A 15,222-nucleotide genomic window follows, 5' to 3' on the forward strand; every position below is an offset into this window, starting at 1 on the left:
CCCGCCGACCCGCCGACCCGCCGACCCGCCGACCCGCCGACCCGCCCTTACTGCCTACCATCCCTAACCCCCACCCTCCCGGGGAAAGGTAGCCGCAACCTTCCCGCGCGGGTGTGACAAGAACCGGGCCCGGCGGCGTCCATGTCACCCGAACGGGTGCGGCCGGGTCAGAACGGGTGTCCCCGCGCCAGAACGTGTAGCGGTCCACCCGCGTCAGAACGGGTAGCGGTCCAGGAGGCGGCGGGATTCGCGCAGCACCTGCTCCTGGGAGAGTTCGAGGAGGCCTTCCGCCGGCCGCTCGGCGTGCCGGTCGCCGCTGCGCCCGGCCCACAGGGCGCGGTGGCGCCGCCGCCACGGCGGCGGGCCCCACAGCGTGGGCGGCGTCGGCCCGAACAGGACCACCGACGGCGTCCCGAACGCGGTCGCCAGGTGCGCGACGCCGGTGTCCCCGCACAGCACCAGCCGCGCGGAGGCGACCACGGCCGCGAACTCCTCCAGTCCGGTGTGGCCCGCCAGGACCCGCCACGGCGCGATGCCGCCGGCGGCGGCCACCGAGCGGGACAACGCGAGGTCTTCGGGGCGTCCGGTGATGGCTATTTCGTGGCCGTCGTCCTGGAGTCGCCTTGCGACCCAGGCGAAGCGGTCGGCCGGCCAGCGCCGGGACGCGGACGCGGCGCCGGGGTGGACCACGACGGTGCCGACATGCGGCGTGGGCCGCGGCGACGGGGCGAGGAGCAGGTCGGTGGGGTCGGCGGCGATGCCGTGGTCGCCCAGGAGGCGGCACCAGCGGTCGACCTCGTGGAGCTCGGGCCGCCAGCGAGGTCCGCTGAGGGCGGGGAGGTCGGGGTGGCGGTGGGCGATGATCTCGCCGGGTCCGGTGCCGAGGAGGTCGCGGACGCTGTCGGGGCCGCGGCCGTGGAGGTTCACGGCGAGGTCGGGGGCGTCGTTGTGCCAGTGGAGGTCGCCGATGCCGCTGGTGGGCTGGAGCCGGTCGACGGCTTCGACGAGGTCGGCGAGGGCCCGCAGGTGCTCGGGCGCGGCGAGCACGATCCGCTTGTCGGGGAAGGCTTTTCGCAGGGCTCGGAGGGCGGGGACGGCGGTGAGGAGGTCGCCGGCGCCGCGGGCGCGCAGGACGAGGACGGTGCCTCCGGCGGTTTCGGGGTCGGCAGCGGGTTCGGCGTCGCGGTTTCCGATCCATGAGTTCACTGTGGCCTCCCGAGTCCGGCTGAATACTGGCGTTCGAAACCAGTACTTTTCGCCTACCCGTTAGCAACAGTGGCAAACCTCACGGCCGCAAGCCTTCTCGACGGTCGATCGTCGGGACCGGATCGTCGTACCCCGCGGGCATCATCGAGACCGGGGGCCCTTCCCGGCGGCTCTGCTGGAGTCGCCCCTGCGCGGCAGTCGGTCTCGGCCGTGTTCGCACCAGTGGGATCGGGCGTCGCACGAGCCCGGTCACACCAGCGCGTTCTCGCAGACCTTGATCGATGCGGCCGCAACGGCTTCCCACGAGTACTGTCCGCAGGCCCGCGCGCGGGCCGCGAGGCCGTCGCGTTCGGCCAGCGCCGGGTCGTCCAGGTACGGCCGCACCGCCTCCGCGACCGTGTCCGGGTACGCCTCGTCGAGGAGCCGCCCGGTCGCGCCGTCGACCACGAGGTCCTTCAGGCATCCGACCGCGGAGGCCACGACCGGCACGCCGCAGGCCATGCCCTCCAGCGGCGCCATCCCGAACGGCTCGAACCAGGGCGTGCACACGACCACGTCGGCGGCCCGGTACAGCGCGGGCATCGCGTCGTGTTCGACCCCGCCGAGCATGAGCACCCGCTCCGAGACGCCGGCCTCCTCGGCGACCCACCGCAGCCGCCGCGCCTCCGCGTCGTCGTCCGCCCGGCCCCGCTCGGGTCCTCCGGCGATGATCAGCTCCGTGGACGGCAGCCGCTGGAGCGCGACGATGGCGGTGTCGATCCCCTTGCGCCGCATCAGACTTCCGGCGCTGAGCATCCGGGTCCGCGCGTCCCTCCCGGCGGACGGGCCGACCGGGCAGAACAGGTTGAGATCGACTCCGCCGGGGACGACCGCGATCTTGTCGGCGGGGACGCCGATCTCGGCGAGGTCGGCCGCCTCCTCCTCGCAGGAGGCGATGATCCCGTTGCAGGTGTTGGCGATCTCCCGCTCGATGCCGACGCGCTCCCTGGGGTTCGGGTCGGCGGCGCCGAGGTGGCGGCGCTCGACGGCGCCGAGTCCGTGGAAGGACTGCACCACGGGCACTTCCAGCGGCAGCGCCGCCCTGAGCGCGGCCAGTCCGGAGAGCCAGAAGTGGGCGTGGACGACGTCGGGCCGCTCGATGCCCCACGACTCGCCGAGGCGCTCGCCGAAGCGCCCCATGTACGGCATGAGGGCGTCCCTGGGCAGCGGTTCGGCGGGGCCGGCGTCGATGTGGACGACCGCGTAGCCCTCGGGCGTGTCGATCGCGGCCTCGATGTCGGGCTGGTCGCGCCGGGTGTAGACCGTGACCTCGCAGCCCTGCCGCACCAGCGCCGCCGCCGATTGTGCGATGTGGATGTTCAAGCCGCCGCCGTCCCGCAGGGGGCTGGCGTGCACCGATACGATTGCGATCCTCATGCCCGGCTTGTACCCCGAACGGGTGGTCGTCAACCGCTCAGCGGACCCGCCGCCGGATCGGGCGGCGCGCGGCGCCCGGCGGTGGGAAGGCGGCGGACTCGCGTCCGCCGCCCCGATTCGTCTCGTCGCTATTCGAGGACGCGGGCGATGGAGATCCCGTCGTAGCCCTTCACGCCGACGGTCTGCATGACGGTGCCCTCCAGGCGCGGGTGGGCCGCCACCTGCTCGAGGTAGGAGCGCACGCCCTGCACGTTCGGGTCGCGGCTGAGCCCGTCGGCGACCGCGCCGCCGCGCACCACGTTGTCGGCCACGATCAGCGATCCGGGCCGGGTCAGCTTGAGCGACCAGTCGAGGTAGTTCGGGTAGCCGCCCTTGTCGGCGTCGATGAAGACCATGTCGAACGGCTCGGCGCCCTCGGCGGCGAGCTTGGGCAGCAGCTCCCCCGCGGCGCCGACGCGGATCTCCACGGTGCCCACGAGGCCGGCTCGTGCGATGTTGCCGCTGGCGACCTCGGCGTGCCGGGGGCTGTATTCGAGGCTGATGAGGTGGCCGTCGGCGGGCAGCGCCCGCGCCATCCAGATCGCGCTGTAACCGCCGAGCGTGCCGATCTCCAGGATGCGGCGGGCGCCGAGGGTCTTGGCGAGCAGGTAGAGGAGCTTGCCCTGCGCGGGCGAGATGGAGATCGGCGGCAGTCCGGCCCGCTGGGCCGCGGCGGTCGCCTCGGCGAGGACCTCGTCCTCGCCGACGAGCAGCGACCCGAGGAATCCGTCGACTTCGGTCCATTGCGCTTGGCCCATTGTTCGCTCCTTCCGGGGAGTCCGAGGACTTCGGATGAAACGCTATCACCGCGCGGGCGCCGGGCTCACTCCGATAATTGCGCTTGCGAGCGCGCCGACGGGATGCGCCCATTGCCTAGGGGCTCGAGCTGCGCGGGGAATAGTACCGCTAATGGGTGAAGGTTGTTGTTGTAATTACGACATTGACGGAGGATTAACCGTAGTCTTTTGTCTGAATTTGCCCCTGAATCAGCGGAACGCGCCGGGCTCGGTCTTGCCGATCGTCGTACGGTGCAACGGCTTGAATGATAGACCTGAATCACGACTTGTTCACCGCTGAGAATCCGGTCCTCCGGTGCGGCGGCGGACTGGGACGACGGCCGGCTTCGGGGGGAGCGGGCCGCACACTGGGGGGTATCGCTATGAGCATGGCACGATCGGCGACTGTCGATATCGGGACCACCATGCGGCTCGTCGCGCCCGACTTCGCGACGGTGAGCGTCCGGGCGAGCCTGCGCTACGACCCGGACGACCCGTACGCGGTCTGCGTGATGTTCCACCCCGACGGGTCGGACGCCGACCAGGTCGCCTGGTCCTTCTCCCGCGAACTGCTCGCGAAGGGGCTCGAGGAGCCCACCGGGATCGGGGACGTGCGGGTGTGGCCGTGGACCACGCCGCGCGGCGAGTCGGTGGCCCTGGCCCTGTCGTCGCCGGACGGGAACGCCCTCTTCGAGATCAACCGCGGCGTCGTGCAGCGCTTCCTCCGCCGGGCCTACAGCCTGGTGCCTCGCGGCCGCGAATCGGGCTATGTGGACATGGACACGACCCTCACCAAACTCCTGGCCGGGGGCGTGTAGCCGCCCGAACTGCCATACCAGCGAGCCGAAGGGCGGACCGGGAAACCGGTCCGCCCTTCGCGTGCCCGTCAGCTCTGGAGGAGGTTCGCGGTCTGGCGCGCGATCTCGCCTTCCTCGTTGGTCGGGACGACCATCACGGTGATCGGCGAGTCCGGGGTCGAGATGATCGGCCCTCCGGCGGCGTTCGCGGCCTCGTCGAGCTGCACGCCGAGGGCCACGAGCGAGCCGAGCGCGCCCGCGCGCACCTCCGCGGAGTTCTCGCCGATGCCGGCGGTGAACGCGATCGCGTCGGCGCCGCCGAGCGCGGCGATGTAGGAGCCGATGTACTTGCGGATGCGGTAGCAGTAGATCTCGAGGGCGACCTGCGCGGCCCGGTCGCCGCCCTCGGCGGCCCGCTCGACCGCGCGCATGTCGATCTCGCCGGTGAGGGCGAGCATCCCCGAGTCCTTGTTCAGCGCCGCGTCCAGGTCCTCGAACGAGGCGCCGGTCTGGCGGTGCATGTGGAAGACGATCGCCGGGTCGATGTCGCCCGACCGCGTCCCCATGACCAGGCCTTCGAGGGGCGTCAGGCCCATCGACGTGTCGATCGACCGGCCCCGCTCCACGGCGGTGACCGAGGCGCCGTTGCCGAGGTGCGCGACGATCACGTTGACCGCCTTGGGGCTCTTGCCGAGCAGCTCGGCGGCCTTGCGCGAGACGTAGGCGTGCGAGGTCCCGTGGAAGCCGTAGCGGCGCACCCCGTGCTCCTCGCGCCAGGCGGCGGGCACCGCGTACAGGTGGGCCCGCTCGGGCACCGTGGCGTGGAACGCGGTGTCGAACACGGCGACCTGCGGCAGGCGCGGGAAGAGCTTGCGCGCGACCCTGATGCCCTCCAGGTTCGCGGGGTTGTGCAGGGGCGCGAGGGCCGAGAGGCGCTCGACGGCCTGCTCCACCTCGTCGTCGATGACGACCGGCTGCACGAACCGCTCGCCGCCGTGGACGACGCGGTGCGCCACCGCGATGAGCCCCGAGCCCGCCAAGGGCGTCCCGTGCTCCTGGAAGGCCGCGACCATCGCCTCCAGTCCGGCGGCGTGGTCGGCGAAGCGCTCGCGCCGCTCGTGCTTCTCGCCCGCGTGCCGGTGGGTGAGGATCGACTCGGACTGTCCGATGCGCTCGATCACGCCCGAGGTCGAGGCCTCCAGGGTGTCGCCGTCGACCAGCTGGTACTTGATCGACGAGGACCCGGAGTTGATCACCAGGACCGGTGCGCTCATGGAACTTCCCCTCTAAGGCGCGGTGGCGTGCTCATGCGGTCTGGCTCGCCTGGATGGCGGTCAGCGCGACGGTGTTGACGATGTCGGGCACGGTGGCGCCGCGGGACAGGTCGTTCACGGGCTTGCGCAGGCCCTGCAGGACCGGTCCGACCGCGATCGCGCCGGCCGAGCGCTGCACGGCCTTGTACAGGTTGTTGCCGGTGTTGAGGTCGGGGACGATGAAGACGGTGGCCTTTCCCGCAACCTGCGACTGCGGCAGTTTCGTGCCCGCGACGCCGGCGTCGGCGGCGGCGTCGTACTGGATCGGTCCCTCCACCGGGAGGTCGGGCCGGCGGGACCTGACGATCTCGGTGGCCGCCCGGACCTTGTCGACGGCTTCGCCGCTGCCGGAGGTGCCGGTGGAGTAGGAGAGCATCGCCACGCGCGGTTCCACGCCGAACTCGGTGGCGGTGTCAGCAGAGGATAGCGCGATGTCGGCGAGCTGCTCGGCATCGGGGTTGGGGTTCACCGCGCAGTCGCCGTACACCAGGACGCGGTCTTCCAGACACATGAAGAACACCGAGGAGACCACGGCGACTTCGGGTTTGGTCTTGATGATCTCGAACGAGGGCCGGATGGTGTGGGCGGTGGTGTGCACCGCGCCGGAGACCATGCCGTCGGCCATGCCGGTGTGGACCATCATCGTGCCGAAGTAGGAGACGTCGGCGACGGTGTCGTAGGCGGCGTCGACGGTGACGCCCTTGTGGGCGCGCAGGTTCGCGTACTCCTTCGCGAAGCGCTCGCGGATCTCGTGGTCGCCGGGGTTGAGGATCGCGGCCCCGCCGATGTCGACGCCGAGCTGGGCCGCCTGGGCGCGCACCTCGGACTCCACGCCGAGGAGGGTCAGGCGGGCGACGTCGCGGCGGATGAGGATCTCGGCGGCCTTGAGGATGCGCGGTTCGGCGCCCTCGGGGAGGACGATGTGCTTGTCGAGGGCCTTGGCGCGTCCGATCATCGCGTGCTCGAACATGATCGGGGTGACCACGGTCGGCTTGGAGAGCGCGAGCCGGTCGAGCAGGTCCTCCCCGTCGACGCCCGCGGCGAAGTCCTCCAGGGCGCGGGTGATCTTGCGGGGCCCGCCCGCGGCGAGGGACCCGCCGACGTCGCCGACGAGGTTGGCCATGTCGAACGTGTCGTGCTGGACGAGCGCGATCGGCAGGCGCGAGTCCAGGCCCGCGACGATGTCGAGGATCTGCGGCTCGGGCCGCAGGCCCCCGGTGAGGAACACCGCCGAGAGGCTCGGCGTGCCCTCGGCGAGGTGGGCGGCGAGGAGTCCGAGGAGGACTTCGGAGCGGTCGCCGGGAAGGATCACGGCCTTGTCGTCGGCGAGGCGGGTGAGCAGGTTCGGGAGGGTCATGGCGGCGACGACCACGTCGCCGACGGTGCGGGTGAGGACGTCGGGGTCGCCGGAGATGAGGGTCGCGTCCGCGGCCGCGATGAGTTCGGCGACGGTGGGGGCCTCGATGACCGGGTCGTCGGCGATCACGCCGGTGCCCGGGTGGGCGGCCTTGACGAGGTCGGCGTCGGCGGGGTCGACGCGGTTGACGACCGTGCCCAGGACCGTCGCGTGGTCGGCTTCGGCCTGGGCGACGCCGAAGCGCAGCGCGGCGGCGATGTCGGCGGGGGTCTTGCGGTAGCCGGTGATGACCAGCAGCAGCGGCGCGGCGAGGTTGACCGCGACGCGCGTGTTGAAGGTGAACTCGACCGACGCGGCCACGTCGGAGTAGTCGGAGCCGACGACGAGGACGACCTCGTGCCGGTCGGCCAGCGCGTGGTAGCGCTCGACGATCTGGCTGAGGGCCGCGTCGGCGTCGTCGCGCACGTCGGAGTAGGTGACGCCGACGGAGGCCTCGTAGGGGGCGGGGAGCCGGTACTGGTCGCGAAGGAGGGTGATGACGGGGTCGCCGCCGGTCGTGTCCGCGTCGCGGACGATGGGGCGGAAGACGGCTACTGAGCCGGCGCGCCTGGTGAGGAGGTCCATGACGCCGACAGCGACGGTCGACTTGCCGCTGTTGGGGTCCAAGCTGGCGAGGTAGAGACTTTGAGCCACGGCTCCAACGCTATCCACCCCGTGCGCGCCGCGCAGCCGATCTGCGCGGCGGCTCACCTGTGAGCTTGGGCCCGCCGGGGCCCGATCCGGGTGTTTGCCCGCGGTGGGAAGAGGAACGGACCCGGCGGGGCCGACGAGCGCCCTGCGGCTTGCAAGGTTCCGCGGGCACGCTGAGCCTTGCGGGCCCGCAATAGATTCCTTACGCTGACCATCCCCTACCCGAGGATCTGCATGGCATCCATCGGTGACGTCGCGGCGGTCCTGCGCACGGCGATCACGACGGCGGAACAAGCCGCGGCCAATCTCCGAGCAGCCGACGACCGGCTCGAAAGCACGCTCACCCCTTTGCAAGCCGGTCTCGACGGCGCCTCCAACCCCGATGCCCTCGACGGTCTCGCATCGCTCGGCGCGGCCCGCGAGGGCCTCGCCGAAGCACTCGACGCGCTCGAGGCCGGCAACGACCGTCTGGGCGAATACATCGCCTCGATTGCGGGAAGCGGTGCCGAAAACACGAGATCGGGAACACGACCACCGGAACCGCCGAGTTTCGGTTCAAGCGGATACCCGGTCGGCCGACCGCACCGGATAGGTTGGTCGGATCTCCACCACGTGGTGAACGGGGATGATGACAACCCCGAGAAGGGCGGCCACGCCTTCGGCACGGGACGCCCGGGGAAGTCCGAATTCCCCGAAGGCTGGGACGATGAGGACATCAGTGAAGCGCTTGCAGCAGTGGCCGAGCGGCCGAGCAAGGTCAACCCGGATCTGACCGGGCGGAACTTCATCGCCGAGGGGATCCACCGTGGCGTCACGGTGCAGGCAGTCGTGCGCCCGGACGGGAGCATCGAGGCGGGATGGCCGGTCAAGGGGCCGGGCGTCAAGCGGAACCCGAGGAGACGATGAGCATGGATCAGGACGATTTCTACGACCTCACCGACGCGGTGATAGAGCGGCTTCTGCCGCGGATGCCGCAGCGTTTTCTCAACATCTATGAGGGGATGCAGGTTTCAGGGGAGTACTGGCGGCTGGTCGAGGGACTGGTGTGGGTCTTGGTCGACGACCAGATTCCAGTGAGTGCCCAGGAGCGCGAGCAGCTCTCGAAGATGGTCGACCACCTCAAGGACAACGAGGAGATGCGCGCGAAATTGAGCGGACTCACCCTCGAATCGGGAAACCGATAGACGCAACTACGCCGGTCCGCGCCGCCCGTGTCGCCCGAAGGGGTGAACGGCGGCGCGGGTCTCAGTCGGCGAAGCCGCCTTCGGGGACCGGTTGGGGCGGCGGGGCGCCGACGTAGCGGGCCCGGGGCCGGATGATCTTGGAGTCGCGGGCCTGCTCGAGGATGTTGGCGCTCCAGCCGACGACGCGGCTGGTGGTGAACGTGGGCGTGAACATGGGGCGGGGCACGCCGGCGAGCTCCATGACGACGCCCGCGTAGAACTCGACGTTCGTGTAGAGCTTGCGTCCGGGTTTGACCTCGGCGAGGATCTCGACGACGCGCCGTTCGACGGTCTTGGAGAAGTCCACGATGTCGCCGCCCATGCCGGTGGCGACGTGCTTCAGGTGGTTGGAGCGGGGGTCCTCGGTCTTGTAGACGTTGTGGCCGAAGCCCATGATGCGCCGTCCGGCCTCGAGTTCGCCGCGGATCCAGCCGTCGATGTTGTCGGGGCCGCCGATCGCGTCGAGCGCGTCGAGGGCCCGGGCGGGCGCGCCGCCGTGGAGCGGGCCGGAGAGGGCGCCGATGGCGCCGACGAGGGCCGCGCCGACGTCGGCGCCGGTGGAGGCGATGACGCGGGCGGTGAACGTGGAGGCGTTGAAGCCGTGGTCGACGGTGAGGATCAGGTAGTGCTCGATGGCGCTCGCGGCCTCGTCGGAGGGGACGGTGCCGGTCATCATGTACAGGTAGTTGGCGGCGTAGCCGAGGTCGTCGCGGGGGTCGAGGGGTTCGAGGCCCTGGCCGATGCGCCACAGCGCGGTGAGGATCGTCGGCGTCACGGCGCAGGCGAAGAGGGCGTCGTCGGCGCGGGCGGCCTCGTCGATGTCGAGGACCGGGCGCATGGGGCGGGCGGCGCACGCGGCGGACAGGGCGGTGCGCAGGCCGTCGAGCGGCGTGGCGCCCTTGAGGTGGGGCAGGAGTTCGCGCAGCAGCGGGGTGAGCGCGCGGTGGGGGGCGACCTGGGTCTTGAACCGCGCGAGCTGGTCGCGGGTGGGGAGCGCGGCGTGGGTCATGAGGTACCAGACCTGCTCGAACGAGCAGCGTTCGGCGAGGTCGACGGCGCTGTACTGGCGGTAGTGGTAGAAGCCCTCGTCGCCGCGGACGTCGCCGATCTCGGTGTCGGCGACGATGACGCGGTCCAGGCCCTTGGGGACTTCGATGAATTCGGTCATTGGTGCTCCTCCTCGGCGGGGCGGTCGGGCGGGTGGTCGGCGGGGCGGCGCGATCGCGCGTCACCGACTGGCAGGGCCTGTCAAGATCGCCGTTCCGGTTCGCCTGTCAGCCTACGGGATTTCGCGCGCCCAGGGCCCGAACGGCGACCCGCCAGCGCGCCCGGGGCGGTGGGAAGTCACACTGGTTTCGAACATCGCTCTAGAGCGCACCTCGGCTCCGCGCGAGGCCGCATTAGAGTGGACCCCTGCCCGACAGCAGCGTCTGCCCGCGAGCCGCCGGACCCCCCGTTCTGCCTGGCCCGCAGGTGATCCGATCCCCCGGCGCCGCATCACAACCTTGAACGAGGATCTCGCACGTGGACTCCGGAACCCTCATCGCCGGCCGCTACCGGCTCGAACGCGTCATCGCCTCAGGCGGCATGGGCTCGGTGTGGCGGGCCCAGGACGAGCGGCTGGAGCGCGAGGTGGCCGTCAAGGTGCTGCACGCGGGCCTGGACGGCTCGCAGCATCCGCGGGACCGGTTCGAGCGCGAGGCGAAGACCCTGGCGAGCCTCAAGGGGCCCGGCTGGGTCGAGGTCTACGACTTCGGCGAGGAGCCCGACGGCGACCGCGAGGTGCCGTATCTGGTGATGGAGCTGGTCGAGGGCGATTCGCTGGCCGAGCTGCTGCATCGCGAGGAGCGGCTGGACCCGGCGCGGACGATGCGGATCATCGCCGAGGCGGCCGAGACGCTGGCGACGGCGCACCGGCGCGGGATCGTCCACCGGGACGTCAAGCCCGGCAACATCCTCATCGACGCGGACGACCGCGTCCGGGTGGTGGACTTCGGGATCTCGCTGTTCGCGCACCGCTCGCGCCTGACGCCGACCGACGCGGTGCTGGGGACGGCGCCGTACGTGTCGCCGGAGCAGTTGCGGGACAAGGGCGTCACGGGTTCGTCCGACCTGTACTCGCTGGGCGCCGTGGCGTACGAGTGCCTGGCGGGGGCGCCGCCGTTCGATGCGGAGGACCCGGCGGCGATCATCCACGGCCACTTGTACTCCGAGCCGCCGGCGCTGCCCGGGAACGTGCCGCCCGCGATCGCCGGGGTGGTCGCGAGGACGCTCCAGAAGACCCCTGAGGAGCGGTGGCCCTCGGGCGAGGTCCTGGCCGCGGCCTGCCGGGCCGCGACGACCGGGGAGCACCCGGTGGCGGCCTCGTCCCCGGTGAGGGGCGAGGTGGGCGGCCTCTTCGTGACGGCGGGGGGAAGCGGGACGGGCGACGTCCCGGCCGCTCCAGTTCAGGCCGCACCGGTCCAGGCAGCGCCTGTCGAGTCCGGCGCGGAGGCCGCCACTGTAGAGCTCGGGCCGGAGGCGGGCGGGCGCCCGGCTTTCGTGCCGTTCACGCCTCCGGCCGAACCGCCGGTGACGCCGCCGGCGGTCGCTTCGGCGCCGCGCGAGGAGGACCGGCGCAAGCGTCGGCGGCTCGTGCTGGTGGGCGTCGCCGTCGCGGCCCTCGTGGCGGCGATCGGGATCGTGGTCTGGAGCCCGTGGAGCGGCGACTCGCCGCTGCAGGCGGGCGAGGGGGAGGCGACGACTTCGGGCGAGGCTTCGGACGACGCGTCCTCGGGCGAGCCGAGCGCATCGGGCAGTCCTTCCGCCGAGGCGACCTCGGAGGAGGCGTCGCCGCAGGGGGAGGCCACCACCGAGGAGGGCGGGGGCACCGATGAGGGCGGCGGCGAGACCGGCGGCGGGTCCGACGAGGACGATGAGACCGAGACCGCCCCGAAGGAGGGCAGCGGCGAGGTCCCCCCGGTCACGGGCATGACCACGTTCGAGGCCAGGGACTACCTGAGCGGGCAGGGCTTCACCGGTGCGGTCGCCGAACTGGGGTACTGGTTCATGACTCCGGAGCCGGCGCACTGCACGGTCATGCAGCAGTCGCCGCCCGCGGGCGAGACCGCGGACTACGACGCGACGATCTCGCTGTCGTACCACAGCCGCAACGCCGAGGGCACGACCTGCGAGTGGTGAACGGGTTCGCCCGTCCCGCTTGGTGTCCGGAATCGGCGGACGGGTTGACCGGCCGGGCCCCGGCCTGAATGATGGAGTCGGCGACCGGTAGAAAGATCGAGGCACGGTCGGCCTCTGACGGGATTGGGATCAAGTTGAACGAAGGCATCAACTCCGCGCCCGGCGTGGTGGTCGGGGTACTGCTCATCATCGCCGCGGTCATGTGGTTCTCCCCCGGCGCCCGCCACAAGTTCCGCAAGGCGACGCTGTGGCTGGTGATCGTCGCGGTCGCGATGATCATCATCTTCGGCTACCTGAACGCGGGCCAGCAGGCCTGAGCCCGGGTGCGCCGAGTCCGCGGCACCGGGCCCGAGCGCACCGAGACCGCGCCCAGCGGATTCGCCGGATCCGGCGCGGGTTCGCAGCGGGTCCGCGGCGTTCGTCGTACCCGCGCGGCATCGTTGATTCGGGGGCGCCTCCGGATGCCCGATTTGAAGGCTAGCGCCTGACTTATCCCCTGACTACGCCGCGGCCTTTCCGCGTTTCCGCAGCTCGATCGGCTAGGCGAAATTCCGGGAGGAAAACTCGGCCCTCATAGTGGAACGGATCGTTCCGGTCTGTTATAGTGGAATCAAGCGTTCCGTTCCACTGAACTCAGACCTTCCGGAGGCAGCTGTGACCTTCACAGTCGACACCCCGTCAACCGACACCGGTTCCGCCGAGACCGCGGCCCCGGCCGCGGCCACCCCGGCCGAAACCGCCCCGGCGCCCTTCCCCCGGCGCTGGCTCGGGCTCATCGCGATCCTCGCGGCCACCCTCCTCAACCTGCTCGACGCCTCGATCGTCAACGTCGCGGCCCCGGCCATCCGGACCGAACTCGGCGGCACCGCCGCCACCATCCAGTGGCTCGCGGCCGGCTACACCCTCGCCCTCGCGGTCGGCCTCCTCACCGGCGGACGACTCGGCGACATGTTCGGGCGCAAGCGCATCCTCGTGATCGGCCTCGTCGGCTTCCTCGCCGCCTCGCTCGCCTGCGGCGCCGCCGAATCGATCGAACTGCTCCTGGCGGCCCGCGTCGTCCAGGGCGCGTTCGCGGCCGTGATGATCCCGCAGTGCTTCGGGCTGATCCGCGACATGTTCGGCCGGGAGATGGGCAAGGCCTACGCCGTCTTCGGCCCGCTCATCGGCCTCGCCTCCATCGGCGGCCCGATCCTGGCCGGCGTGCTCGTGGAGGCCGACCTGTTCGGCACCGGCTGGCGCTCGATCTTCCTCATCAACCTCCCCCTCGGCATCGCCGCGCTCGCCCTCGGCGCCAAGATCCTGCCCGCCGGGGCCCCGATCGCCAAGGGCCTCAAGCTCGACCTCGGCGGCGCGCTCATCGCCGCCGCCGGCATGGGCCTGCTGCTCTACCCGCTGGTCGAAGGCCACGAGGCCGGCTGGCCGACCTGGTCGCTCGTCATGCTCGCCTCCTCGGCCCCGGTCCTGGCCCTCTTCGCGGTCACCCAGGTCAAGCGCGCCCGCTCCGGCAAGTCCGCGCTCATCGAGCTGAGCGTCTTCACCAAGCGCTCCTACGTCTCCGGCGTCGCCTTCTGCGTGGTCTTCTTCGGGGCCGTCACCGGCTTCTCCCTCGCGGTCGGCCTGTTCCTCCAGCTCGGCCTCGGCTTCAGCCCCCTGAAGGCCAGCCTGGCGATGGCCGCCTGGGCGGTCGGCGCGTTCATCGGCTCCGGTGCCAGCGCCGGCCTCGCCCCGAAGCTCGGACGCGCCGTCCTCCACCTCGGCCTCGGCACGATGGCGGCGGGCCTGACGGTCCTGTGGTTCCAGTTCGGCACCGCCGCCGCGCCCGGCACCTGGTCGATGGCGCCGGCCCTGCTGATCTTCGGCATCGGGATGGGCATGATCTTCGTGCCGCTGTTCGGGATCATCACCGGTGAGCTGGAGGACCACGAGGTCGGCTCGGCCTCGGGGCTCCTGGAGTCCTTCCAGCAGGGCGCGTGCGCGCTGGGCGTGGCCGGTCTCGGAACGGTCTTCTTCGGCCGGTTCGCGATCGGCGGCGGCGAGGCCGAGGCGATGAGCGCGGCCCAGCTGGTTACGGGACTGACCATCGCGCTGACGATCGTGGCCTTCCTGGTGGTCTTCGGCCTCCCGAAGCAGGCCAAGGCCGAGCACTGATCCCCTTCGGCGCTGCGACCGGTCGGGCCCTCGCGGGCCGGGCCGGTCGCGGTCGTCGTCGCCCAAACCACACCAGAAGGAACCGTTCTGTTCCGGTTAGGATGCCATCATGACCGACAAGCCGCTCAGCGGGCGCAAGGCGCAGGCCGCCCGCAACGACAAGCTGATCCTCGAAGCCGCCCACGAGGTGTTCGTGGCCGATCCCGAGGCGCCGATCGCCGAGGTCGCCAAGCGCGCCGGAGTCGGCATCAGCGCGCTGTACCGGCGCTACCCGAGCAAGGAGGACCTGCTGCGCAAGCTCTGCGCCGACGGCCTGGCGCGGTACCTGGAGCTGGTGAGCGAGGCGGTCGAGGCCGAGGGCGACCCGTGGGAGGCGTTCCGCGCCTTCATGCGAGGGGTCGTACTGGCGGACACGCCGTCGATCACCGTGCGGCTGGCCGGGACGTTCACGCCGAGCCCCGAGATGTTCAAGGCCGCCGTCGACGGCGACGCGGCGAACCGGGAGATGATGAAGCGCTTCAAGTCGGCGGGGATCCTGCGCGCGGATGTGGAGAACGGGGACCTCCAGATGGTCACCGAGTCGATCTGCTCGATCAACATCGGCGACGCCGAGCGGACGCGCGCGGTGCGGCTGCGGGCGCTCGAGCTGTACCTGGAGGCGCTGCGGGAGCCGGGCGCGGCGCCGCTGCCGGGGAGCCCGGTGTCCGACGAGGAGATGGGCGCCCGCTGGATACCGAGGAACATGAAGGAATGAGAAAGGGCCCGGCAGTGATGCCGGGCCCTTCGATCATGGAGCGGACGACCGGGATCGAAACGGCGACCTACACCTTGGCAAGGTGTCGCACCAGCGCGAAGCGCTGCAAACAGCACCGCCAACTGCGCTACGTCCGCCCCGAACCGACCCCGATACCCGGGCAAGCGAAAGGGCCCGGCATCACTGCCAGGCCCCTCGATCATGGAGCGGACGACCGGGATCGAACCGGCGACCTACACCTTGGCAAGGTGTCGCGCTACCAACTGCGCTACGTCCGCATTCACAGAGTCGCCCCCTGAACGAGCATTACTGTATCGCACCGT

Annotated in this window: 13 protein-coding genes and 2 tRNA genes; 7 read left to right on the top strand and 8 right to left on the bottom strand. The window is 71.3% G+C overall.

What is annotated here, in order from left to right:
* Nucleotides 1-213: 213 nt before the first annotated feature.
* The 3 genes from BLQ63_RS29545 to BLQ63_RS03680 form a co-directional block, all read right to left on the bottom strand.
* On the bottom strand, nt 214-1,206 hold the full coding sequence (locus BLQ63_RS29545; protein WP_218125050.1) for a glycosyltransferase family 9 protein: 993 nt from the start codon (nt 1,204-1,206) through the stop codon (nt 214-216).
* 249 nt (nt 1,207-1,455) lie between these two features.
* Entirely contained in the window at nt 1,456-2,622 is a 1,167-nt protein-coding gene (locus BLQ63_RS03675; RefSeq protein WP_091028710.1) for a glycosyltransferase, read from the bottom strand.
* A gap of 128 nt (nt 2,623-2,750) precedes the next feature.
* The gene (locus tag BLQ63_RS03680; protein ID WP_091028714.1) at nt 2,751-3,419 is read right to left on the bottom strand and encodes an O-methyltransferase; all 669 of its coding nucleotides are present in this window, start codon (nt 3,417-3,419) and stop codon (nt 2,751-2,753) included.
* 401 nt (nt 3,420-3,820) lie between these two features.
* Between BLQ63_RS03680 and BLQ63_RS03685 the strand changes: the two genes are divergently transcribed.
* A complete protein-coding gene (locus BLQ63_RS03685; RefSeq protein ID WP_091028717.1) occupies nt 3,821-4,255 on the top strand; it encodes an SsgA family sporulation/cell division regulator in 435 nt (144 codons plus the stop codon).
* 68 nt (nt 4,256-4,323) lie between these two features.
* Here the strand turns inward: BLQ63_RS03685 and BLQ63_RS03690 are convergent, their stop codons facing one another.
* Together BLQ63_RS03690 and pta are read right to left on the bottom strand one after the other, a co-directional pair.
* Nucleotides 4,324-5,508 carry an acetate/propionate family kinase gene (locus tag BLQ63_RS03690; RefSeq protein ID WP_091028720.1) on the bottom strand — a complete coding sequence of 395 codons (1,185 nt, stop codon included), beginning with the start codon at nt 5,506-5,508 and terminating at the stop codon, nt 4,324-4,326.
* A 31-nt stretch (nt 5,509-5,539) separates the two neighbouring features.
* Entirely contained in the window at nt 5,540-7,597 is a 2,058-nt protein-coding gene (gene pta, locus BLQ63_RS03695; RefSeq protein ID WP_091028725.1) for a phosphate acetyltransferase, read from the bottom strand.
* A gap of 231 nt (nt 7,598-7,828) precedes the next feature.
* Here pta and BLQ63_RS03700 point away from each other — a divergent pair, with 231 nt between their 5' ends.
* Nucleotides 7,829-8,500, top strand: coding sequence for an EndoU domain-containing protein (locus BLQ63_RS03700; RefSeq protein ID WP_091028728.1), 672 nt, complete (start codon nt 7,829-7,831; stop codon nt 8,498-8,500).
* 2 nt (nt 8,501-8,502) lie between these two features.
* A complete protein-coding gene (locus tag BLQ63_RS03705; RefSeq protein ID WP_091028732.1) occupies nt 8,503-8,778 on the top strand; it encodes a hypothetical protein in 276 nt (91 codons plus the stop codon).
* Between the two features lie 61 nt (nt 8,779-8,839).
* Here the strand turns inward: BLQ63_RS03705 and BLQ63_RS03710 are convergent, their stop codons facing one another.
* Nucleotides 8,840-9,985 carry a citrate synthase/methylcitrate synthase gene (locus BLQ63_RS03710; RefSeq protein ID WP_091028737.1) on the bottom strand — a complete coding sequence of 382 codons (1,146 nt, stop codon included), beginning with the start codon at nt 9,983-9,985 and terminating at the stop codon, nt 8,840-8,842.
* A 356-nt stretch (nt 9,986-10,341) separates the two neighbouring features.
* Between BLQ63_RS03710 and BLQ63_RS29550 the strand changes: the two genes are divergently transcribed.
* The 4 genes from BLQ63_RS29550 to BLQ63_RS03730 all read left to right on the top strand — a co-directional run bounded on the left by BLQ63_RS29550 (nt 10,342) and on the right by BLQ63_RS03730 (nt 14,899).
* Nucleotides 10,342-11,997 (top strand): serine/threonine-protein kinase, encoded by a 1,656-nt coding sequence (locus BLQ63_RS29550; protein WP_091028741.1) that lies wholly within the window; start codon nt 10,342-10,344, stop codon nt 11,995-11,997.
* 134 nt (nt 11,998-12,131) lie between these two features.
* The gene (locus BLQ63_RS03720; protein ID WP_091028745.1) at nt 12,132-12,314 is read left to right on the top strand and encodes a hypothetical protein; all 183 of its coding nucleotides are present in this window, start codon (nt 12,132-12,134) and stop codon (nt 12,312-12,314) included.
* 337 nt (nt 12,315-12,651) lie between these two features.
* A complete protein-coding gene (locus BLQ63_RS03725) occupies nt 12,652-14,145 on the top strand; it encodes an MFS transporter (RefSeq protein WP_091028749.1) in 1,494 nt (497 codons plus the stop codon).
* A 109-nt stretch (nt 14,146-14,254) separates the two neighbouring features.
* Nucleotides 14,255-14,899, top strand: a complete 645-nt coding sequence (locus BLQ63_RS03730) for a TetR/AcrR family transcriptional regulator (RefSeq protein WP_091028753.1) — start codon at nt 14,255-14,257, stop codon at nt 14,897-14,899.
* Nucleotides 14,900-14,935: 36 nt separating this feature from the next.
* Here the strand turns inward: BLQ63_RS03730 and BLQ63_RS03735 are convergent.
* Nucleotides 14,936-15,036, bottom strand: a tRNA-Gly gene (locus tag BLQ63_RS03735).
* A gap of 65 nt (nt 15,037-15,101) precedes the next feature.
* Nucleotides 15,102-15,177 (bottom strand) — tRNA-Gly (locus BLQ63_RS03740).
* Between the last annotated feature and the right edge of the window lie 45 nt (nt 15,178-15,222).

The organism is Glycomyces harbinensis, from assembly GCF_900101745.1.
Classification (GTDB): domain Bacteria; phylum Actinomycetota; class Actinomycetes; order Mycobacteriales; family Micromonosporaceae; genus Glycomyces; species Glycomyces harbinensis.